Here is a 14,697-nt window from a genome sequence, read left to right as displayed (position 1 = left end):
CCTATAACAGGATACAAACCACAGCAGATCATTAAAGTTTAAGATAAGATTAGCAGCCTGCTATTTGCAGGGAATGATACAGAATGTATCTTGGTGCTGTAATATAAACGCGGTTTTGAACGGCCGCAACGGGAGTCTCAAAAGTATACTTTGCAAAGAAATAGTGAAGCCACTGCTGAGCAAGTATTGAATAATCAAACTTTACTTTCTCCCAATCATTGGAATCCTGTACATCCTGCGCATCTGAAAAACTATAAATTTCAGGCTGGGTCTGCTGATCCGATTTTTGCTGAAGAAGGTTGATTTTTGATAAGACATCACTGTATGATTTAGTTTTCCCTGTATGGGTAAAGATACCTACACATAAAGCTGAGAAAAATAATACAAAAGAGAAAAATATGACTCTTTTTTTCATACCTGATTAATAATGATGTAAAAGTAGAGAAATCTTAAAACTCCGGCTATCAAAAAAATTATTTAAAATGTTCAAAATCGCAACAAATACAATTTTATATAAATTTAACATTTCTTTATAAATCCTTTATTTACAACACTTAAAGATAGCTTATCAACTATGACAAATATTTTATTGTCCCAATTCCAATAATTATAACAAATCTATATATCTTTTTCTTCTATATAAAGGATTGAATAAATACATAAAATATCTCCAACATATAATACTCAAAAAACATTATATGCCAATGATTATCCTTTAATAAAGTTTATTTTACAAAAAGAGGTGTGATTTTTTTCTTTCCTTATAATTGTCGTAAATTTGTATACAACATACTTATTTAATTTAATAAAATAATAAAACGTAATATGTCAAAAGCAATTTCGCAAGTACCATTAGCGGTAAATGAGCCGGTAAATTCTTATGAACCGGGATCTCCGGAAGTAAAAAGCCTTATCAACACTTATAAGAAAATGTGGGCTGAGAAGGTTGAAATCCCAATGATTATCAACGGAAAGGAAGTAAAAACTGATAATAAAGTACAACTTCAGTCTCCTCAGGATCATGCTCACGACTTCGGATTTTATTACCAAGGTGGTATGCAGCATGTGGATGACGCTATCAACGCGGCATTGGCAGCTAAAAAAGAATGGAACGAACTAGGTTGGGAACAACGTGCAGCAATTTTCTTAAAGGCTGCTGATCTATTGGCAGGTCCTTACAGAGATGTAATCAATGCTGCTACAATGATCGGACAATCTAAAAACGTACACCAGGCTGAAATTGATTCTGCTTGTGAGTTCATCGATTTCTTAAGATTCAATGTTGAATTCATGACAGAAATGTATTCTGAGCAGCCGGTTTCTGACAATGGAATCTGGAACCGTGTAGAATACAGACCATTAGAAGGATTCTGTTTTGCAGTAACTCCATTTAACTTTACAGCGATTTCCGGAAACCTTCCTACTTGTATGGCGATGTTAGGAAACGTTGTGGTTTGGAAACCTTCTGATAAGCAGGTTTATTCTGCTAAAGTAATCATGGATGTATTAATTGAAGCGGGTCTTCCTGCTGGAGTAATCAACATGATCTTTACAGATGGTAAAGAAACTGCTGAGAAAGTATTGGCTCACAGAGATTTTGCAGGTCTACACTTCACAGGTTCTACAAAAGTATTCCAGGGAATGTGGAAAATGATCGGTGATAATATCCACAACTACAGAACATATCCAAGAATCGTTGGAGAAACTGGAGGTAAAGACTTTGTTATTGCTCATCCTTCTGCAAACGTAGAAGCTGTAGCTACCGCTTTAGTAAGAGGTGCTTTCGAATACCAGGGGCAGAAATGTTCTGCAGCTTCAAGAGCTTATGTACCTAAGTCACTTTGGGCTGATGTGAAAAAAGTAATGGAAGCTCAGATGGCTACTATCAAAATTGGTTCTCCTGAAGATACCTCTAATTTTGTAAATGCTGTAATTGACAAAAACTCTTTTGAAAAATGTAAAGGATATATCACCAGAGCAAACGAATCTTCTGAAGCTACTGTAGCTATCGGTGGAACATGCGATGATTCTAAAGGATGGTTTGTACACCCAACGGTAATTGAAACTACAAACCCTCAATACGAAAGTATGGTTGAAGAGATCTTCGGGCCAATCCTTTCTGTATTTGTGTATGAAGACCAGGACTGGAAAGAAACTCTTAAATTAGTTGATTCTTCTTCTCCTTATTCGTTAACAGGTTCTGTATTCTCTCAAGACCGTTACGCAATTGCTGAGGCTTATAAAGCTTTAGAAAATGCATCTGGTAACTTCTACATCAACGATAAGCCAACTGGTGCTGTAGTAGGTCAACAGCCTTTCGGTGGTGGTAGAGCCTCAGGAACAAATGACAAAGCGGGTTCTAAAATGAACCTTCTTAGATGGACGTCTGTAAGAAGTGTAAAAGAAACTTTTGTTTCTCCAAAAGATTATAAATATCCTTACCTAGGGTAATAATGAGTAATGGGCAATGAGTAATTGTTGTCTGTTCTTTCAATATAGCCTCGGAATTTCGGTTTCGGGGCTTTTTTATGGGATATGATAAAGTTTGAGAGTATTAGCGTTTGAGGGTAAGAATGTTTAAATTTCAAGGTTCTGATTCTGCTTGTCATCAACCCCTTTATTCAATCCTACTCTAATATTCTAATACTCTCAAACCCTCCTACTCCTTTACTACCTAACATCTTTTAACAAACTTTACCTATATTTTACGATTCCTTCCACCTTGTTAGGAATAATAGTTGTTTTTTCATGATTACACCCCAAAATAAAATTGTATGAAAAAGTTATTGTTAACAGCTATCGGCATAGGATTATTTGCAGTGAGCTGTGGAACCAAGGAGTCATCCATGTCTACAAGCAACAGTGATTCAGCTAATACACGGGCCGCATCACCCATGACAACAGACACTATGACTACAAAAATGACGAATCCGGACAGCATGAAGATGAAAAAGGATTCGATGACAACACCTCCTGCCAAATAGCATTATATACGTTTAATTTAAAAATGGAAAATCTGCAGTTGAAAGCGCTGCAGATTTTTTTTGTTGAAAAGAATGGTAAATCATAGGAATTAAAAGAATGAAATTTAAATTGGATTCTTAGGTTTTGGCTAAAGCCAATGGAATTTGATTTTTTATTTATTGAGTGGCTGGGCTAAAGCCACCCCTATTGATGTTGATATCTGAATGAATATACATAAACGCAATAGTTCTTTAACGATAAGATCTTTTATCTTTTATCTTTTATCTTTTATCTTTTATCTTTTATCTTTTATCTTTTATCTTTTATCTTTTATCTTTTATCTTTTTAATAAAATCATTATATTTGATATAACACCAAACATAAAAAAGTATCATTATGAAAAAAATATGGGCAGGAGCAATACTTGGACTTCTTTTCCTTGGAGGTTGTGCTCAAAACAAAGAAAAAAGAGAGGAATTTAAGGCAGCTCATGACAAAGATTCCTTAAGAAACAAAATGGGTGATTCCGCAGTAGCTAATTCTGAACCGGTACCGGATACTTCAAAAGCCAAAACCGACAGTTCAAAGGTGAAATAAAATCGCAAATCCACAGAATATCTGTGGACTTGCACTTAAAAAAACTTGACTGAAAAAAAACCGGGCAATCAACCCCGATTATACTGTATAATCATATTCTAATCAGAATATTTTTTGTAAATGAAAATAGGAACCGTGGTTATTTCATGAAAAACGAAATATACACGTGTTCCGTATCTAAAGTTTCATGGTTTGTTTTTTGTGGAAGAGTATTATTTTATTTCAAGAAAAAAACAATTCCTTCTAAAATAAAATAGATAAGATGTAATATTGTAGTCATTCCCTTAACACTGTTGCAAAGATAGGATTGCAGCAGTCTTACAAAAAACAATAGGTTATCCATTTTCATGAAAATAGCAAGACAGAATATTAAAAGCTATTTATTTTTAATCGTTTTCACGAAAATGAACATCTTTATCTAACTGGTTTTCAGCATCAAGATGTTTAATATAAGCTGAAGGTGAGAAATCTGTAACGGCTTTAAATACAGCAGCAAATTTACTGTGTGAAGAAAAGCCACACTCGTCAGCAAGAATACTGATTTTGTATTGTCTGTACTTCTCATCATTGATAAGTTTATCTACAATATAGTTGATTCTTAACCTGTTAATATAAGTCTTAAAATCTGCAGTCTTGTGCTGATTAATTACATAAGAAAGATATTTCGTATTGGTATTGAGTTCCCCTGCTAAAAATGAAAGTGACATTCCTTTATTGTTATAGAGATCACCTTTCTCAAACTCATCAAGAAGTTCAAGCAGCTTAGTCTCAGTTTCAGAAGTCATCAAAGAGTCATTTCTCTTTCGAGCGGATTCAGAATCTTTCTCGTCTATTTCTTCTACGGATATATTAGAAAATTCAGAATTTATGGGCTGCCTTAATAAAGATGATTTGTAACCGTTGCCCACACTCATTTGAGTCCTAATAATATTTCTCAGCTTTGTAACCTGTCTTTTCTGTCTTGTTCTAAAAAAGATAATTAACCCTACCAAAGAAACCAACAATATAATAATAGCTACATTTTTAGCTACATTCATCGATCCATTTCCTTTGTTCATTTTAGGAACCGCTGAATCTTTAGTTTTTACAGTAAATCCTTGATTCCGGGCTGCAATACTGTCATAGGCTCTCACATATTTAACAGCATATAGAGATGCTTTAAAATTATCTCCTATTCCTTCATAATAATCATTGATATTGGAGTAAACCGCTTTTTTAAGCTTTAGACTTCGGGAGGTATCCGCAATTTTTTCAGCCTTTTTCAGGTATAGCTCTGCATCTTTCCAGTTCTTTTGCTTTACACGAATTCCCCCTAGACCGTTATAAACCAGTCCAAGGGTGCAGCTTCCAGCTTTAAGCAAATCTTCAGCTTTCCTGTAATAATCTTCGGAAACCGCATAGTCATTAAGCTTAAAATAGATATCTCCCAGCAACTGATAAGAAGCGGCCTGAGTTCTGTCTTCACCCTCACCGTCTATTTTTTCAAAATTTTTCAGAGAAAACTCAATGTATTGTATTGCATTTACATAGTTACCTGCTTCCATTTCATAGAAAGCCATCTCCTGATTCAGATGTCCCTCAGCTTCATTACTATTTTGAAAACCGGAAATTTGTCTGGAGGCTCCCAGTCCTTTAATAATGTATTTTTTAGATCTTTCGTATAACCCTACCTGTCTATACTGTCTCGCTAACAATCGGCATACGCGGGCCATCCATTCCGTATCATGAGACTGTTCAATTAAAGAATGGGCATTTTCACTGTAGCATATTGCTTTTTTAAGATCTCCACCATGATGGTAAAGCTCTGAGGACAGCATGAGACTTTTCACTTTCTCTAATGGTTGATGAGCCACCATATAAAGGGAATCGGCTGTTTTGATGGCCTTGGGTAAATCTTTATAGGCTGTGATAGAGGAAGTCCTTTCGCACACCTGATCGAAGTCGTTTTTTTTCTGGGCAGATATAGAGATTGCTGTAGCCAGCAAGAACAAAAGTTTCAATAGATTATTAGACATAAAAAAACAAATTATTATTCTTATAATAATTCATCATTTTCTCACGGGTGTCTTTTTGTTTTTTACAAAATTAGTAATATTTTGCTTTTTATTAAAATATTCTACTGAAATTTAATCATTTAACTAAAATAATCATTTACATTAATTTTAATAATAAGCTTGAAACAATAGATGTTTTTCTTTCATATAGGGCTATCCCTGTATTAAAAATAAAGTTCTTCAATAATTATTTTCAATGTGAATAACTTAAATGTCATCATATTTATTACATTTGCAGGAAACAAAACGTTTTTTATGAAAAAAATAGTGATACTTTCTACTCTATTTATAGGTGCTTTTGCATGGGCGCAGGGCATCAAATTTGAAGATGGCAACTTTGCCTCTATCCTTGCCAAAGCTAAAAAAGAAAACAAACTGGTTTTTGTAGACGCTTACGCATCATGGTGCGGCCCCTGTAAACTGATGGTCAAAAATATCTTCCCTTTGAAGAATGTTGGGGATTATTATAACGCTCATTTCATCAATGTTAAAATTGATATGGAAAAAGGAGAAGGAATAGCGTTGGCAAAAAAATACAACGTAAAAGCATTCCCTACCTATTTATTTATTGACGGAAACGGTGAAGCTGTACACAGAACTTTAGGATATGTAGAAGAAAAAGACTTCATCCAATTTGCTACAGATGCTGGAGACCCCAATAAAAGACTTACTTCTTTAAAACAACAATTTGAAAAAGGAGAAAAGGAACCTGGATTTTTAAAAAACCTTGCAGAACTTACCATTTATAATGATGGAGAGTTTGCTGAAAAAGTATTGAATCGTTATTTTCAGGTGAAACCTACAATGGATGAAGAGGATGCCCAACTTCTTATTTCGGGTATACAAACAACAGAAAGTCCTTTGTACAAAATCTTTCAGGATAAAAAAGCAGAGATCGTGAAACTTTTCCCTGACGACAGGTATGAAAGATTTAATCAGAACTTCCAAATGAGTACGATTACTAAAAAGGCTTATAATCCTGATACTAAAACCTGGGATGACCAATACTTTATTACAGAAGTTCAGAAATTCGTAAGCAAAGAAAATGCAGAAAAATTACTAAAGAAACTAAAAGCCAGCAGAGCTTTAAAAAACAAAGATATTGCCCTTTTTGAAAAGCTGACTTTAGAGGTATATCAGGACTATTCTAAGGCAAACGGTTCAGAATTAAATTCTGCAGCCTGGAACTTCTTTGAGAATGTAAGCAATAAAACCTCTTTGGAACAGGCTATTGCATGGGGTCAGGAATCTATAAAAAAAGGACAGAGCTATGCCAATACAGATACACTAGCTAATCTTTACAATAAGATTGGTGATAAAAAAAATGCGAAGATGTGGGCTGAAAAATCCATCGAACTTGCAAAAAGTGAAGGACAGGATTCTTCTGATACCGAGAAACTATTGAAAAGCCTTTAATTTACAGGCAAAAACATAAAAAAACCGCAGAATATTCTGCGGTTTTTATTTTCTATAGGCTTTAATTCCAACAAATTTTCGATTTGTTATAGCCTTTCATTTGATTAATATTCAAAAAGAACACTTCCCCAGGTAAACCCGCTACCGAAAGCTGAAAGAAGTACTAAATCTCCTCTTTTGATTTTCCCTTGTTCAATAGCTTCACTTAATGCAATAGGAATAGAAGCTGCAGTTGTATTTCCGTATTTCTGAATGTTGTTGAAGATTTTCTCATCCGGTAATCCAAACTTTTGCTGAACAAACTGAGCAATTCTAAGGTTAGCCTGATGAGGGATAAACATATCAAGGTCTTCGATTGTTTTTCCGGCTTTATTCAAGGCCTCCATCATGGTTTCCGGGAATCTTGTTACCGCATGTTTGAATACAAAGTTTCCGTTCATGATAGGATATACTTCCTTATCTGTTACATTTTCCGGTTCTTTTCTCATTCTATCGCTCCATCCGAACTTAGAACCTGGAAACTGCGTACATAATTCATCTGCATATTTCCCTTCAGAATGCATATTTACGGCTAAAATATCTCCTGCATTTTCATCTTCTGTTGCCGAAAGCACAACAGCTCCTGCCCCGTCTCCAAAAATAACAGAAACACCTCTTCCTTCATCAGAAAAATCCAATCCAAAAGAATGAACTTCTGCTCCTACAACAAGGATATTTTTATAAGTACCTGATTTAATAAATGCGTTAGCCACACTCATAGAATATACAAATCCTGAACACTGATTTCTTACATCTAATGCTCCGATGGTATCACATCCCAGCATATCCTGAAGCAAAACTCCACATCCCGGAAAATAATAATCCGGTGAAAGGGTTGCAAAAACAATATAGTCAATATCTTTAGCTGTTAAACCCGCTTTTTCTATGGCTTTTTCTGATGCTTTGAAGCCCAGATAAGCAGCAGTTTCCTGAGAATCATTTCTGTTTTTTCTGTGTCTTCGTTCCTTGATGCCTGTTCTCTCCGTAATCCATTCATCATTGGTAGTCATTAGTTTGGCTAGATCATCATTGGTAACAACGTTATCTGGAACATAAAATCCCACACCTTTTATTGTACTTTTAATCATATAGTTTTATAATTTTGGCAAAGATAAACTTATTTAAAACATAGTATTTCAAAATATTAGTATTTTTACTTTATGCCAATTGATACAATATACAGAAGTACCCACTGCGAATGGGTAGATGTAGAGGCTCCTACTGCGGAAGACCTGAAATTCCTTCATGAACGATACGAAATCAATAATCTCCTTCTGGAAGATACCATAGACCCCAATCACCTTCCCAAATATGAAGAAGACGGGAATGTAAAGTTCTTTCTTCTCCGTGAAAGTACAGAACTGGAAAGGAAAAACCTGAACACCATCAGCGATATCAGTACAAAAATTGCGATTTTCATTCTGGATAAAACCATTATCACCATCCACAGAATGAAAACAAGAAGTATTTCTGAAACGAAAAAAAAACTTACCCTCACGCAGGAAGAAGTAACTCCGCAGAAAGTAGCTTTGATGATCGCGATATTGATTATGAAAAGCTTCGATGATGAATCCATAAGCTTACTGGAAACGATGGATAATATTGAGAATGAAATTTTCCTTAAAAATACCAACCACACCAGCCAGATCCGAAGACTCTACAAACTGAAAAGAAAATCCGGACTGAATTCACGGGTTTTAGTCATTTCCACAGATGCTATTGATAAGTTTAAGCTGCTGAACCTTCAGGATTCTGAAATTGTGGATTTAAAGGATAAACACAAGGACGTGGTTGCCGATTTTGACCATCTGAACATCCAGATTACCAACCTTATTTCAATGTTTCTGGCCCTTTCGGATCAGAAAGCCAACCAGGTGATGAAGGTTTTGGCTATTTATTCAGTGTATTTCTTACCTATCACCTTTATTGCAGGAGTTTATGGGATGAATTTTGATAATATGCCTGAGCTTCACCATAAATATGGCTATTATTTCACCTTGGGAGGCATGGCATTGGTTGTCATCAGTACGTTCATCTATGTGAGGCGTAGACAGTGGTAATGCTAAGGATGAATTTATGTTTCTCACAGATCATGCAGATGATTATGGAAATCAACTTGAACTGTAAGCATCTCATCTGGTGGAATATCTGATTTTTGTTCTTGCAATACATCTAATATATTATCCATCTTTACTATAAAACAGTCTTATGATTTCCAAATAAATAGTAATTTAGAGATTGCTTCACCGACGGTTCGTAATGACAGCATATTACGAACCGAAAACCATAGCCTATGAAAACTGAAACCCTTAATAAAATTCTGGAAGATCCTTCTCTATCACAGGCGTCTAAAGATAAGCTTATGGCTCTGCAAGGGAATATTTCTACAAAGGAGTTTTCTGATCTGTTGGATGCAGAAGGAAATCAGTATATAGAATTTGTGCAGGAAGGCGGCGGTGTCTGGGGAAGTGCATTGGTGGGCTATCTTTATGCATTAGAGGTGTTCGGAATCCGTTTTTTGAAAGTTGCAGGAACCAGTGCCGGAGCCATCAATACGATGCTTATTGCAGCCTGTAAAACAAAGGAAGAACCTAAAAGTGAGCTTATCAAAGAAATCCTTTTCAGTTGGGATTTTGCTGATTTCATGGATGGAAAAACGTATGTAAAGACAACCCTTCATGCAATGCTGAACAATAAGAATTTCTTTAAGATCAATGCTATTATTGCAGCTATTTTGTTCATTATTCTTGTCAGTATTCCTTTTGCAGCTCCTTCAGAAAGCATTCTGAGTGCCAAACTGATGTTTTTAATTCCTTTAATTCCTGCAGTTATCCTTTTTTTCTGCATCAAAAAATTATACAACAACTTCAGAAAGGAAAACAGTGGGCTTAATCCAGGAAATGTTTTCCTGAACACCATGAAAACTGCTCTGGATAATTTTGGAATAAAAACGGTGGCTAATCTCAATGAGAAGTTTATACAAAAGGAGCACGACCTCAACCTCAACTACCGCTATGGAAACGGACAGGAATACTATAACATTACGTTAGCAAGTATTGATAAAATCAAGGCTAAAAACCTGGAACATATCGATCAGACAAGATATAAGATTTTCTATGACAGTGCTTTTAATAATGATTATTATAAAAACAACCCGTTCTACCTGCTTCGCTCCGAATATGTTGTGATTACTACAGACATCAATGCCAAAATAAAAGTAGAACTGCCTACTATGGCTAATTTATATTGGTCTGAAGAAGAACTGAAACACATTAGTCCGGCAGAGTTTGTAAGAGCATCCATGTCCGTCCCTTTTTTCTTTGAGCCTTTTCAGAAGAGAATTAATAAGGACGAAGATTCTGTGAAATATGCATGGAAATTCTGGATGAATACCAAAAAGGAAGATATTAATCCGGTGAGAGTTTTCATTGATGGAGGCAGTATTTCCAATTTCCCTATTGATCTGTTTCATGCGGATGAAGTGTTTTATCCTAGAATGCCTCTTTTTGCAGTACAACTTACCAGTGACTCTGATCTTCTTTCTGAAAAAGGAAAAACAAGTGAAGAAATCCTGAAAACACCTTTCAGCTATGCCGGAAATATCATCAGTACTTTAAAAGGTTTTAATGACAAGATGTTTCTTACCAAACATAGTTTCTATCGTTTATACAGTATACAATCCGTCAACTGTGGAACCAGCAGCTGGTTGAATTTCTTCATGAAACAGGAAGAAAAGGAGGATCTTTTCAACCGGGGTTTTCAGGCTGCTCTTGATTTTCTGAATCAGTTTGATTGGGAGAAATACAAATATGAACGGATGATGCTCACCATGAAGGAGAAAAAAATACTAAAAGAAGAAGACACCCCAACGGTAGGGTAAAAATTTTTAAGTATTTTAGTTTAAAATTACATCCATGAAATATATCTGTGATTGTTGTGGTGAAGAAAAAGAAGACTGGCCTGCATTAGCTTATAATGCTCCCCATTTTTACTCTTGCCTTTCTGAGGAAGAAATGAAAAACGCAAAGCTCACTTCAGACCTTTGCTTTGTTGAAAGTCCTGAAGAGACCAATAGATTCATTCGGGCTGTTTTGATACAGGAAGTTAGCGATGACTGCAGGGATCTTGATTATGGAGTATGGGTTTCATTAAGTGAAAAAAGCTATACTGAATATGTTGAAAATTATGATCATAAAGAATTCAAAGCTGAATATTTCGGATGGCTTAATACCTATCTTCCCGACTATGATTTTTCTGAAAGTATTCCTACAACAGTCGTAGTGGATAATACCATCGGACGCCCGTTTGTTTTCCCACATCAAAGCTATGACCATCCTTTCGTTCATGATTTTTATAATGGAATTACGAAAGAAGAGGCTGAAAAAAGAATTAACAGGGTTTTAAATAGTTAAATATGAACAGGTTTAATAAATACATTTTCCTGATAGGACTTTCAATGATTTTCCTTTCCATCATTATGTTTTTACTATCTGTAGGAATGTTTACTGCAAGAGGAAGCTATCCGGTATTTATAATCAAACTCAGTGAGATCTCTTTTGTGCTATGGCTTCCCTTTTTAATTATAGGAGTATTTTTAACTGTATTAGGAATAGGAATCTATTTAAAGAAGAGCACTAAATAGATTCCCATTATGTTTTTATAGATTATCCAAAAAATTAAGATACATCGGGACACTTCTCTCAATCCACTCATCCGAAGAGTCACGCTCTATGCCATAATAAACAAAAGGTTCTTCATAGTGTCCTTCAACATAATCAAAAGTCAGTTCATAAGGACGAAACAGTTCCTTCATAGTATATTTGTACTCTCCGGTTATACTATAGCCTTCTTCATCAATCCCTGCAGTAACGGCCAATGACATTTTCTTTCCTGCTAACTTGTAGCCACTGTTACTTCCGTAAGCCCAACCGTACAAAACAACTTCATCTAACCATTGTTTTAAAAGTGGTGGACTACTAAACCAGTAAAAAGGGAACTGAAATACAATTTTATCATAAGATTCCATAAGCTCCTGTTCTCTGGCTACATTAATTTTTCCATCAGGATAAGCTTCATATAATTGATGAACGGTATATTTTTCAGGATATTTTTTTAATTCTTCAATCCATCTTTTATTGATGACAGATTTTTCAATTTCAGGATGAGTAACGATTACTAAAGTCTTCATTATGTTTAAATTTCTATTGCAAAATTACAACACACTACTTACATTTCGTACATTAGCAACCTATTGTAGGGTACTATAAAAAATGTAAGTAATGACTAAAATAAAGGAAACCTCAACCAATTTTGCCAATAAAAAAGCTCTTGCAGACGAATGCCCGGAAGTGTATGCATCCAATATCATCGGCGGACAATGGGCATTAGCTATCTGCTGCTACCTCATCAATGGTAAAATGAGATTTGGTGAATTAAAGAAAAAACTTCACAACATTACAGAACGTATGCTTACTCTTCAACTTCGCAGATTGGAGGAAGATAAAATCATCACAAGAACTGTTTATGCTGAAGTTCCGCCAAGAGTAGAATATGAATTAACCGAGATTGGTTATAAGCTAAAACCTATTATTCTGGAATTCGAAAAATGGGGAATAGAACATAAAGAATTAATAAAAAAAGAAATCTACCACAAGGAATGATATTTTAAACCACAAAAGTCACAAAAGCTTTATGCTTAAACACTTTAGTTCACTTAAGAAAGTTTATAATAATACTGCATAAAAGTTCACTTAAGTTTTTGAAAATCTTTGATTTTCGTCTTATATGAACTTATTATACGCGAAACTTCTCCCTTCAAATTACTTAAGTGGTTAGTTCTTTTGTGACTTTTGGAGTTAAATTTTATAGTCCAGAATCATTTAATTCTTTTCCGTTTCTTTCCACAAAGGTTTTTGTACCAACACTTTTGCATGAATCGGACAGGTTTCATGATGGGCTCCTTTCAGATATCCGGTGCTCATCAGAAATTCATTTACAATTTCTCCGCCTGTAAATTTGAAGGTTTTCTTGAAAAGTTTCATCCATTCCGGTAATGTTTTGGGATGATGATGTTCTATCCATTTTTCAAAGGAGCCAAAGTCTTTTTGCAGTTCCATAATGGTCTTTGCATTTTCAATGGCTGCATTTACCTTCAGCTTATTTCTGATAATCCCACTATCATTCAAAAGCCTTTCACGGTCTTCTTCTGTGTAGGCTGCTATTTTCTGGATGTCGAAATTATCATATGCCTTTCTGAAACTGTCTTCTTTCTTTAAAACTGTTTCCCAGCTTAAGCCTGCCTGATTGATCTCCAAAATCAATCGTCCAAACAATTCATTATCATCATGAATGGGAAATCCATAATAGTTGTCGTGATAGTTTTTATGCAGTTCTTTTCTGCTCTTAGGCTGCATTCCCTCTATGGCTAAGCAATAACTCATTGAAGTATATGTTTTAGTTAACGGGATAAAGATAAGACAGGATCGTGACAACTGTTAGTCAGTAGAGAATTTTTTTTTGAGGAAATGAAGATGGAGACTGGAAAATAGAAGTTCCTTGATTCCAAAAGAACAGGGCTGGCGAAAATTCAGGAAATTTTTGAAGGAATCATTTTACAACATACCTAAAAAACGACCTCAATCAATAACTTTCCACTCTACACCTCAAAAATATTAGCTAGATTCGTAATCTCAAAGTATCAGCCATGAAATCATTATTCTCACTTCTTCTTTGCTTATTCTTAATTTCCACAAATGCTCAGACTATCTATTCAAAAGCTTATGGAAATGCGCGGAATCCTGCTGTTATTTTCATTCACGGAGGTCCTAGTGGTAATGCTACTTTATTTGAAGGAACTACAGCTCAGAAGCTGGCTGATAAAGGATTTTATGTTATTGTCTATGACAGACGTGGTGAAGGACGTTCTAAAGATGAAAGTGCAACCATGACCTTCAAAGAAAGTTTTGAAGATCTGAATCAGCTTTACCAAACTTATCATATCAAAAAAGCTCATATTCTTGCCCACAGCTTTGGAGGAATCATTGGTACACTATTCACCAATCAGTTTCCTGAAAAAGTAAGAACATTAACCCTGGCAGGTGCACTATTCACCCAACAGCAAACCTACGATCATATTTTAAAACAGGCCAAAGAACACTTTAAAAATGATTCCGCTCAGTTGCAGGAAATTTCTGAAATAGAAAACCTGGACAAAAGCTCCGCTGCTTACAGAAAAAGATGCTATGAAATTGCCAGTAAACTTGATTTCTTCAATATGCCCAACCCTACTCCGGAAAGTAAAAGTCTGAGAAAGGAATATGAAACTGGTGAATTCTATAAAAATAACATCAGAAACCACAATTCTCCAACTAAATTTTATCAGAATGAGCCTTTGAATAACCTTGACAATACAGCAATTTTAAAAGAGATCAAAAGAAAAAGCATTCCTCTTTTTGCGGTGTATGGAAAAAATGACGGAATATTCTCTGAAAAGCAGCTGAACAGTCTTAAAAATATTGTCGGAAAGAAGAATTTTAAACTTATCGATAACTGTTCACACTATTTATTTGTAGATCAGCAGGATGAATTTTTAAAATTTATTGAGCTGAAATTAAAATAAAGTGTAGTT

The 14,697-nt window shown here is 35.0% G+C and carries 15 protein-coding genes; 10 read left to right on the top strand and 5 right to left on the bottom strand.

Annotated elements, in window-relative coordinates:
* Nucleotides 1-49: 49 nt before the first annotated feature.
* On the bottom strand, nucleotides 50-415 hold the full coding sequence (locus EG344_RS17990) for a hypothetical protein (protein WP_123910750.1): 366 nt from the start codon (nucleotides 413-415) through the stop codon (nucleotides 50-52).
* 410 nt (nucleotides 416-825) lie between these two features.
* On the opposite strand from EG344_RS17990, the gene pruA reads away from it, so the two are divergent.
* From pruA to EG344_RS17975, 3 genes are all read left to right on the top strand, one after another.
* Nucleotides 826-2,451 carry an L-glutamate gamma-semialdehyde dehydrogenase gene (gene pruA, locus EG344_RS17985; RefSeq protein ID WP_123910749.1) on the top strand — a complete coding sequence of 542 codons (1,626 nt, stop codon included), beginning with the start codon at nucleotides 826-828 and terminating at the stop codon, nucleotides 2,449-2,451.
* Nucleotides 2,452-2,774: 323 nt separating this feature from the next.
* A complete protein-coding gene (locus tag EG344_RS17980; protein WP_123910748.1) occupies nucleotides 2,775-2,984 on the top strand; it encodes a cytochrome C551 in 210 nt (69 codons plus the stop codon).
* A gap of 376 nt (nucleotides 2,985-3,360) precedes the next feature.
* The gene (locus tag EG344_RS17975; RefSeq protein ID WP_123910747.1) at nucleotides 3,361-3,561 is read left to right on the top strand and encodes a hypothetical protein; all 201 of its coding nucleotides are present in this window, start codon (nucleotides 3,361-3,363) and stop codon (nucleotides 3,559-3,561) included.
* 386 nt (nucleotides 3,562-3,947) lie between these two features.
* Here the strand turns inward: EG344_RS17975 and EG344_RS17970 are convergent, their stop codons facing one another.
* Nucleotides 3,948-5,576: a tetratricopeptide repeat protein gene (locus EG344_RS17970; protein ID WP_123910746.1), complete on the bottom strand. Its 1,629-nt coding sequence runs from the start codon at nucleotides 5,574-5,576 to the stop codon at nucleotides 3,948-3,950.
* A 294-nt stretch (nucleotides 5,577-5,870) separates the two neighbouring features.
* Between EG344_RS17970 and EG344_RS17965 the strand changes: the two genes are divergently transcribed.
* Complete coding sequence (locus tag EG344_RS17965; protein ID WP_123910745.1) at nucleotides 5,871-7,031, top strand: thioredoxin family protein; 1,161 nt, start codon at nucleotides 5,871-5,873, stop codon at nucleotides 7,029-7,031.
* Between the two features lie 104 nt (nucleotides 7,032-7,135).
* Here EG344_RS17965 and EG344_RS17960 read toward each other — a convergent pair whose 3' ends face one another.
* Complete coding sequence (locus EG344_RS17960; protein ID WP_123910744.1) at nucleotides 7,136-8,158, bottom strand: 3-oxoacyl-ACP synthase III family protein; 1,023 nt, start codon at nucleotides 8,156-8,158, stop codon at nucleotides 7,136-7,138.
* Nucleotides 8,159-8,230: 72 nt separating this feature from the next.
* On the opposite strand from EG344_RS17960, the gene EG344_RS17955 reads away from it, so the two are divergent.
* From EG344_RS17955 to EG344_RS17940, 4 genes are all read left to right on the top strand, one after another.
* Complete coding sequence (locus tag EG344_RS17955) at nucleotides 8,231-9,130, top strand: CorA family divalent cation transporter (RefSeq protein WP_123910743.1); 900 nt, start codon at nucleotides 8,231-8,233, stop codon at nucleotides 9,128-9,130.
* Between the two features lie 233 nt (nucleotides 9,131-9,363).
* Nucleotides 9,364-10,950 carry a patatin-like phospholipase family protein gene (locus tag EG344_RS17950; RefSeq protein ID WP_123910742.1) on the top strand — a complete coding sequence of 529 codons (1,587 nt, stop codon included), beginning with the start codon at nucleotides 9,364-9,366 and terminating at the stop codon, nucleotides 10,948-10,950.
* 34 nt (nucleotides 10,951-10,984) lie between these two features.
* Complete coding sequence (locus EG344_RS17945; protein ID WP_123910741.1) at nucleotides 10,985-11,482, top strand: DUF2199 domain-containing protein; 498 nt, start codon at nucleotides 10,985-10,987, stop codon at nucleotides 11,480-11,482.
* Between the two features lie 2 nt (nucleotides 11,483-11,484).
* On the top strand, nucleotides 11,485-11,712 hold the full coding sequence (locus tag EG344_RS17940) for a hypothetical protein (RefSeq protein WP_123910740.1): 228 nt from the start codon (nucleotides 11,485-11,487) through the stop codon (nucleotides 11,710-11,712).
* A gap of 15 nt (nucleotides 11,713-11,727) precedes the next feature.
* Here the strand turns inward: EG344_RS17940 and EG344_RS17935 are convergent, their stop codons facing one another.
* Nucleotides 11,728-12,258 (bottom strand): NAD(P)H-dependent oxidoreductase, encoded by a 531-nt coding sequence (locus EG344_RS17935; RefSeq protein WP_123910739.1) that lies wholly within the window; start codon nucleotides 12,256-12,258, stop codon nucleotides 11,728-11,730.
* A 91-nt stretch (nucleotides 12,259-12,349) separates the two neighbouring features.
* On the opposite strand from EG344_RS17935, the gene EG344_RS17930 reads away from it, so the two are divergent.
* Nucleotides 12,350-12,730 (top strand): winged helix-turn-helix transcriptional regulator, encoded by a 381-nt coding sequence (locus EG344_RS17930; protein ID WP_123910738.1) that lies wholly within the window; start codon nucleotides 12,350-12,352, stop codon nucleotides 12,728-12,730.
* 219 nt (nucleotides 12,731-12,949) lie between these two features.
* Here EG344_RS17930 and EG344_RS17925 read toward each other — a convergent pair whose 3' ends face one another.
* A complete protein-coding gene (locus tag EG344_RS17925; RefSeq protein ID WP_123910737.1) occupies nucleotides 12,950-13,510 on the bottom strand; it encodes a DNA-3-methyladenine glycosylase I in 561 nt (186 codons plus the stop codon).
* Nucleotides 13,511-13,773: 263 nt separating this feature from the next.
* Here EG344_RS17925 and EG344_RS17920 point away from each other — a divergent pair, with 263 nt between their 5' ends.
* Complete coding sequence (locus EG344_RS17920) at nucleotides 13,774-14,688, top strand: alpha/beta fold hydrolase (RefSeq protein WP_123910736.1); 915 nt, start codon at nucleotides 13,774-13,776, stop codon at nucleotides 14,686-14,688.
* Nucleotides 14,689-14,697 lie beyond the last annotated feature (9 nt).

The organism is Chryseobacterium sp. G0162 (assembly GCF_003815715.1).
Lineage (GTDB): Bacteria > Bacteroidota > Bacteroidia > Flavobacteriales > Weeksellaceae > Chryseobacterium.
This window is presented reverse-complemented; position numbering and strand designations above follow the sequence as displayed.

What these genes read in the sequence shown, in the direction of transcription:
- EG344_RS17965 (WP_123910745.1), top strand. Translation starts at nt 5,871, where the DNA reads ATGAAAAAAATAGTGATACTTTCTACTCTATTTATAGGTGCTTTTGCA.
- EG344_RS17920 (WP_123910736.1), top strand. Translation starts at nt 13,774, where the DNA reads ATGAAATCATTATTCTCACTTCTTCTTTGCTTATTCTTAATTTCCACA.
- EG344_RS17970 (WP_123910746.1), bottom strand. Translation starts at nt 5,576, where the DNA reads ATGTCTAATAATCTATTGAAACTTTTGTTCTTGCTGGCTACAGCAATC.
- EG344_RS17960 (WP_123910744.1), bottom strand. Translation starts at nt 8,158, where the DNA reads ATGATTAAAAGTACAATAAAAGGTGTGGGATTTTATGTTCCAGATAAC.
- EG344_RS17975 (WP_123910747.1), top strand. Translation starts at nt 3,361, where the DNA reads ATGAAAAAAATATGGGCAGGAGCAATACTTGGACTTCTTTTCCTTGGA.
- EG344_RS17950 (WP_123910742.1), top strand. Translation starts at nt 9,364, where the DNA reads ATGAAAACTGAAACCCTTAATAAAATTCTGGAAGATCCTTCTCTATCA.
- EG344_RS17990 (WP_123910750.1), bottom strand. Translation starts at nt 415, where the DNA reads ATGAAAAAAAGAGTCATATTTTTCTCTTTTGTATTATTTTTCTCAGCT.
- EG344_RS17955 (WP_123910743.1), top strand. Translation starts at nt 8,231, where the DNA reads ATGCCAATTGATACAATATACAGAAGTACCCACTGCGAATGGGTAGAT.
- EG344_RS17930 (WP_123910738.1), top strand. Translation starts at nt 12,350, where the DNA reads ATGACTAAAATAAAGGAAACCTCAACCAATTTTGCCAATAAAAAAGCT.
- EG344_RS17980 (WP_123910748.1), top strand. Translation starts at nt 2,775, where the DNA reads ATGAAAAAGTTATTGTTAACAGCTATCGGCATAGGATTATTTGCAGTG.
- EG344_RS17935 (WP_123910739.1), bottom strand. Translation starts at nt 12,258, where the DNA reads ATGAAGACTTTAGTAATCGTTACTCATCCTGAAATTGAAAAATCTGTC.
- EG344_RS17925 (WP_123910737.1), bottom strand. Translation starts at nt 13,510, where the DNA reads ATGAGTTATTGCTTAGCCATAGAGGGAATGCAGCCTAAGAGCAGAAAA.
- EG344_RS17945 (WP_123910741.1), top strand. Translation starts at nt 10,985, where the DNA reads ATGAAATATATCTGTGATTGTTGTGGTGAAGAAAAAGAAGACTGGCCT.
- EG344_RS17940 (WP_123910740.1), top strand. Translation starts at nt 11,485, where the DNA reads ATGAACAGGTTTAATAAATACATTTTCCTGATAGGACTTTCAATGATT.
- pruA (WP_123910749.1), top strand. Translation starts at nt 826, where the DNA reads ATGTCAAAAGCAATTTCGCAAGTACCATTAGCGGTAAATGAGCCGGTA.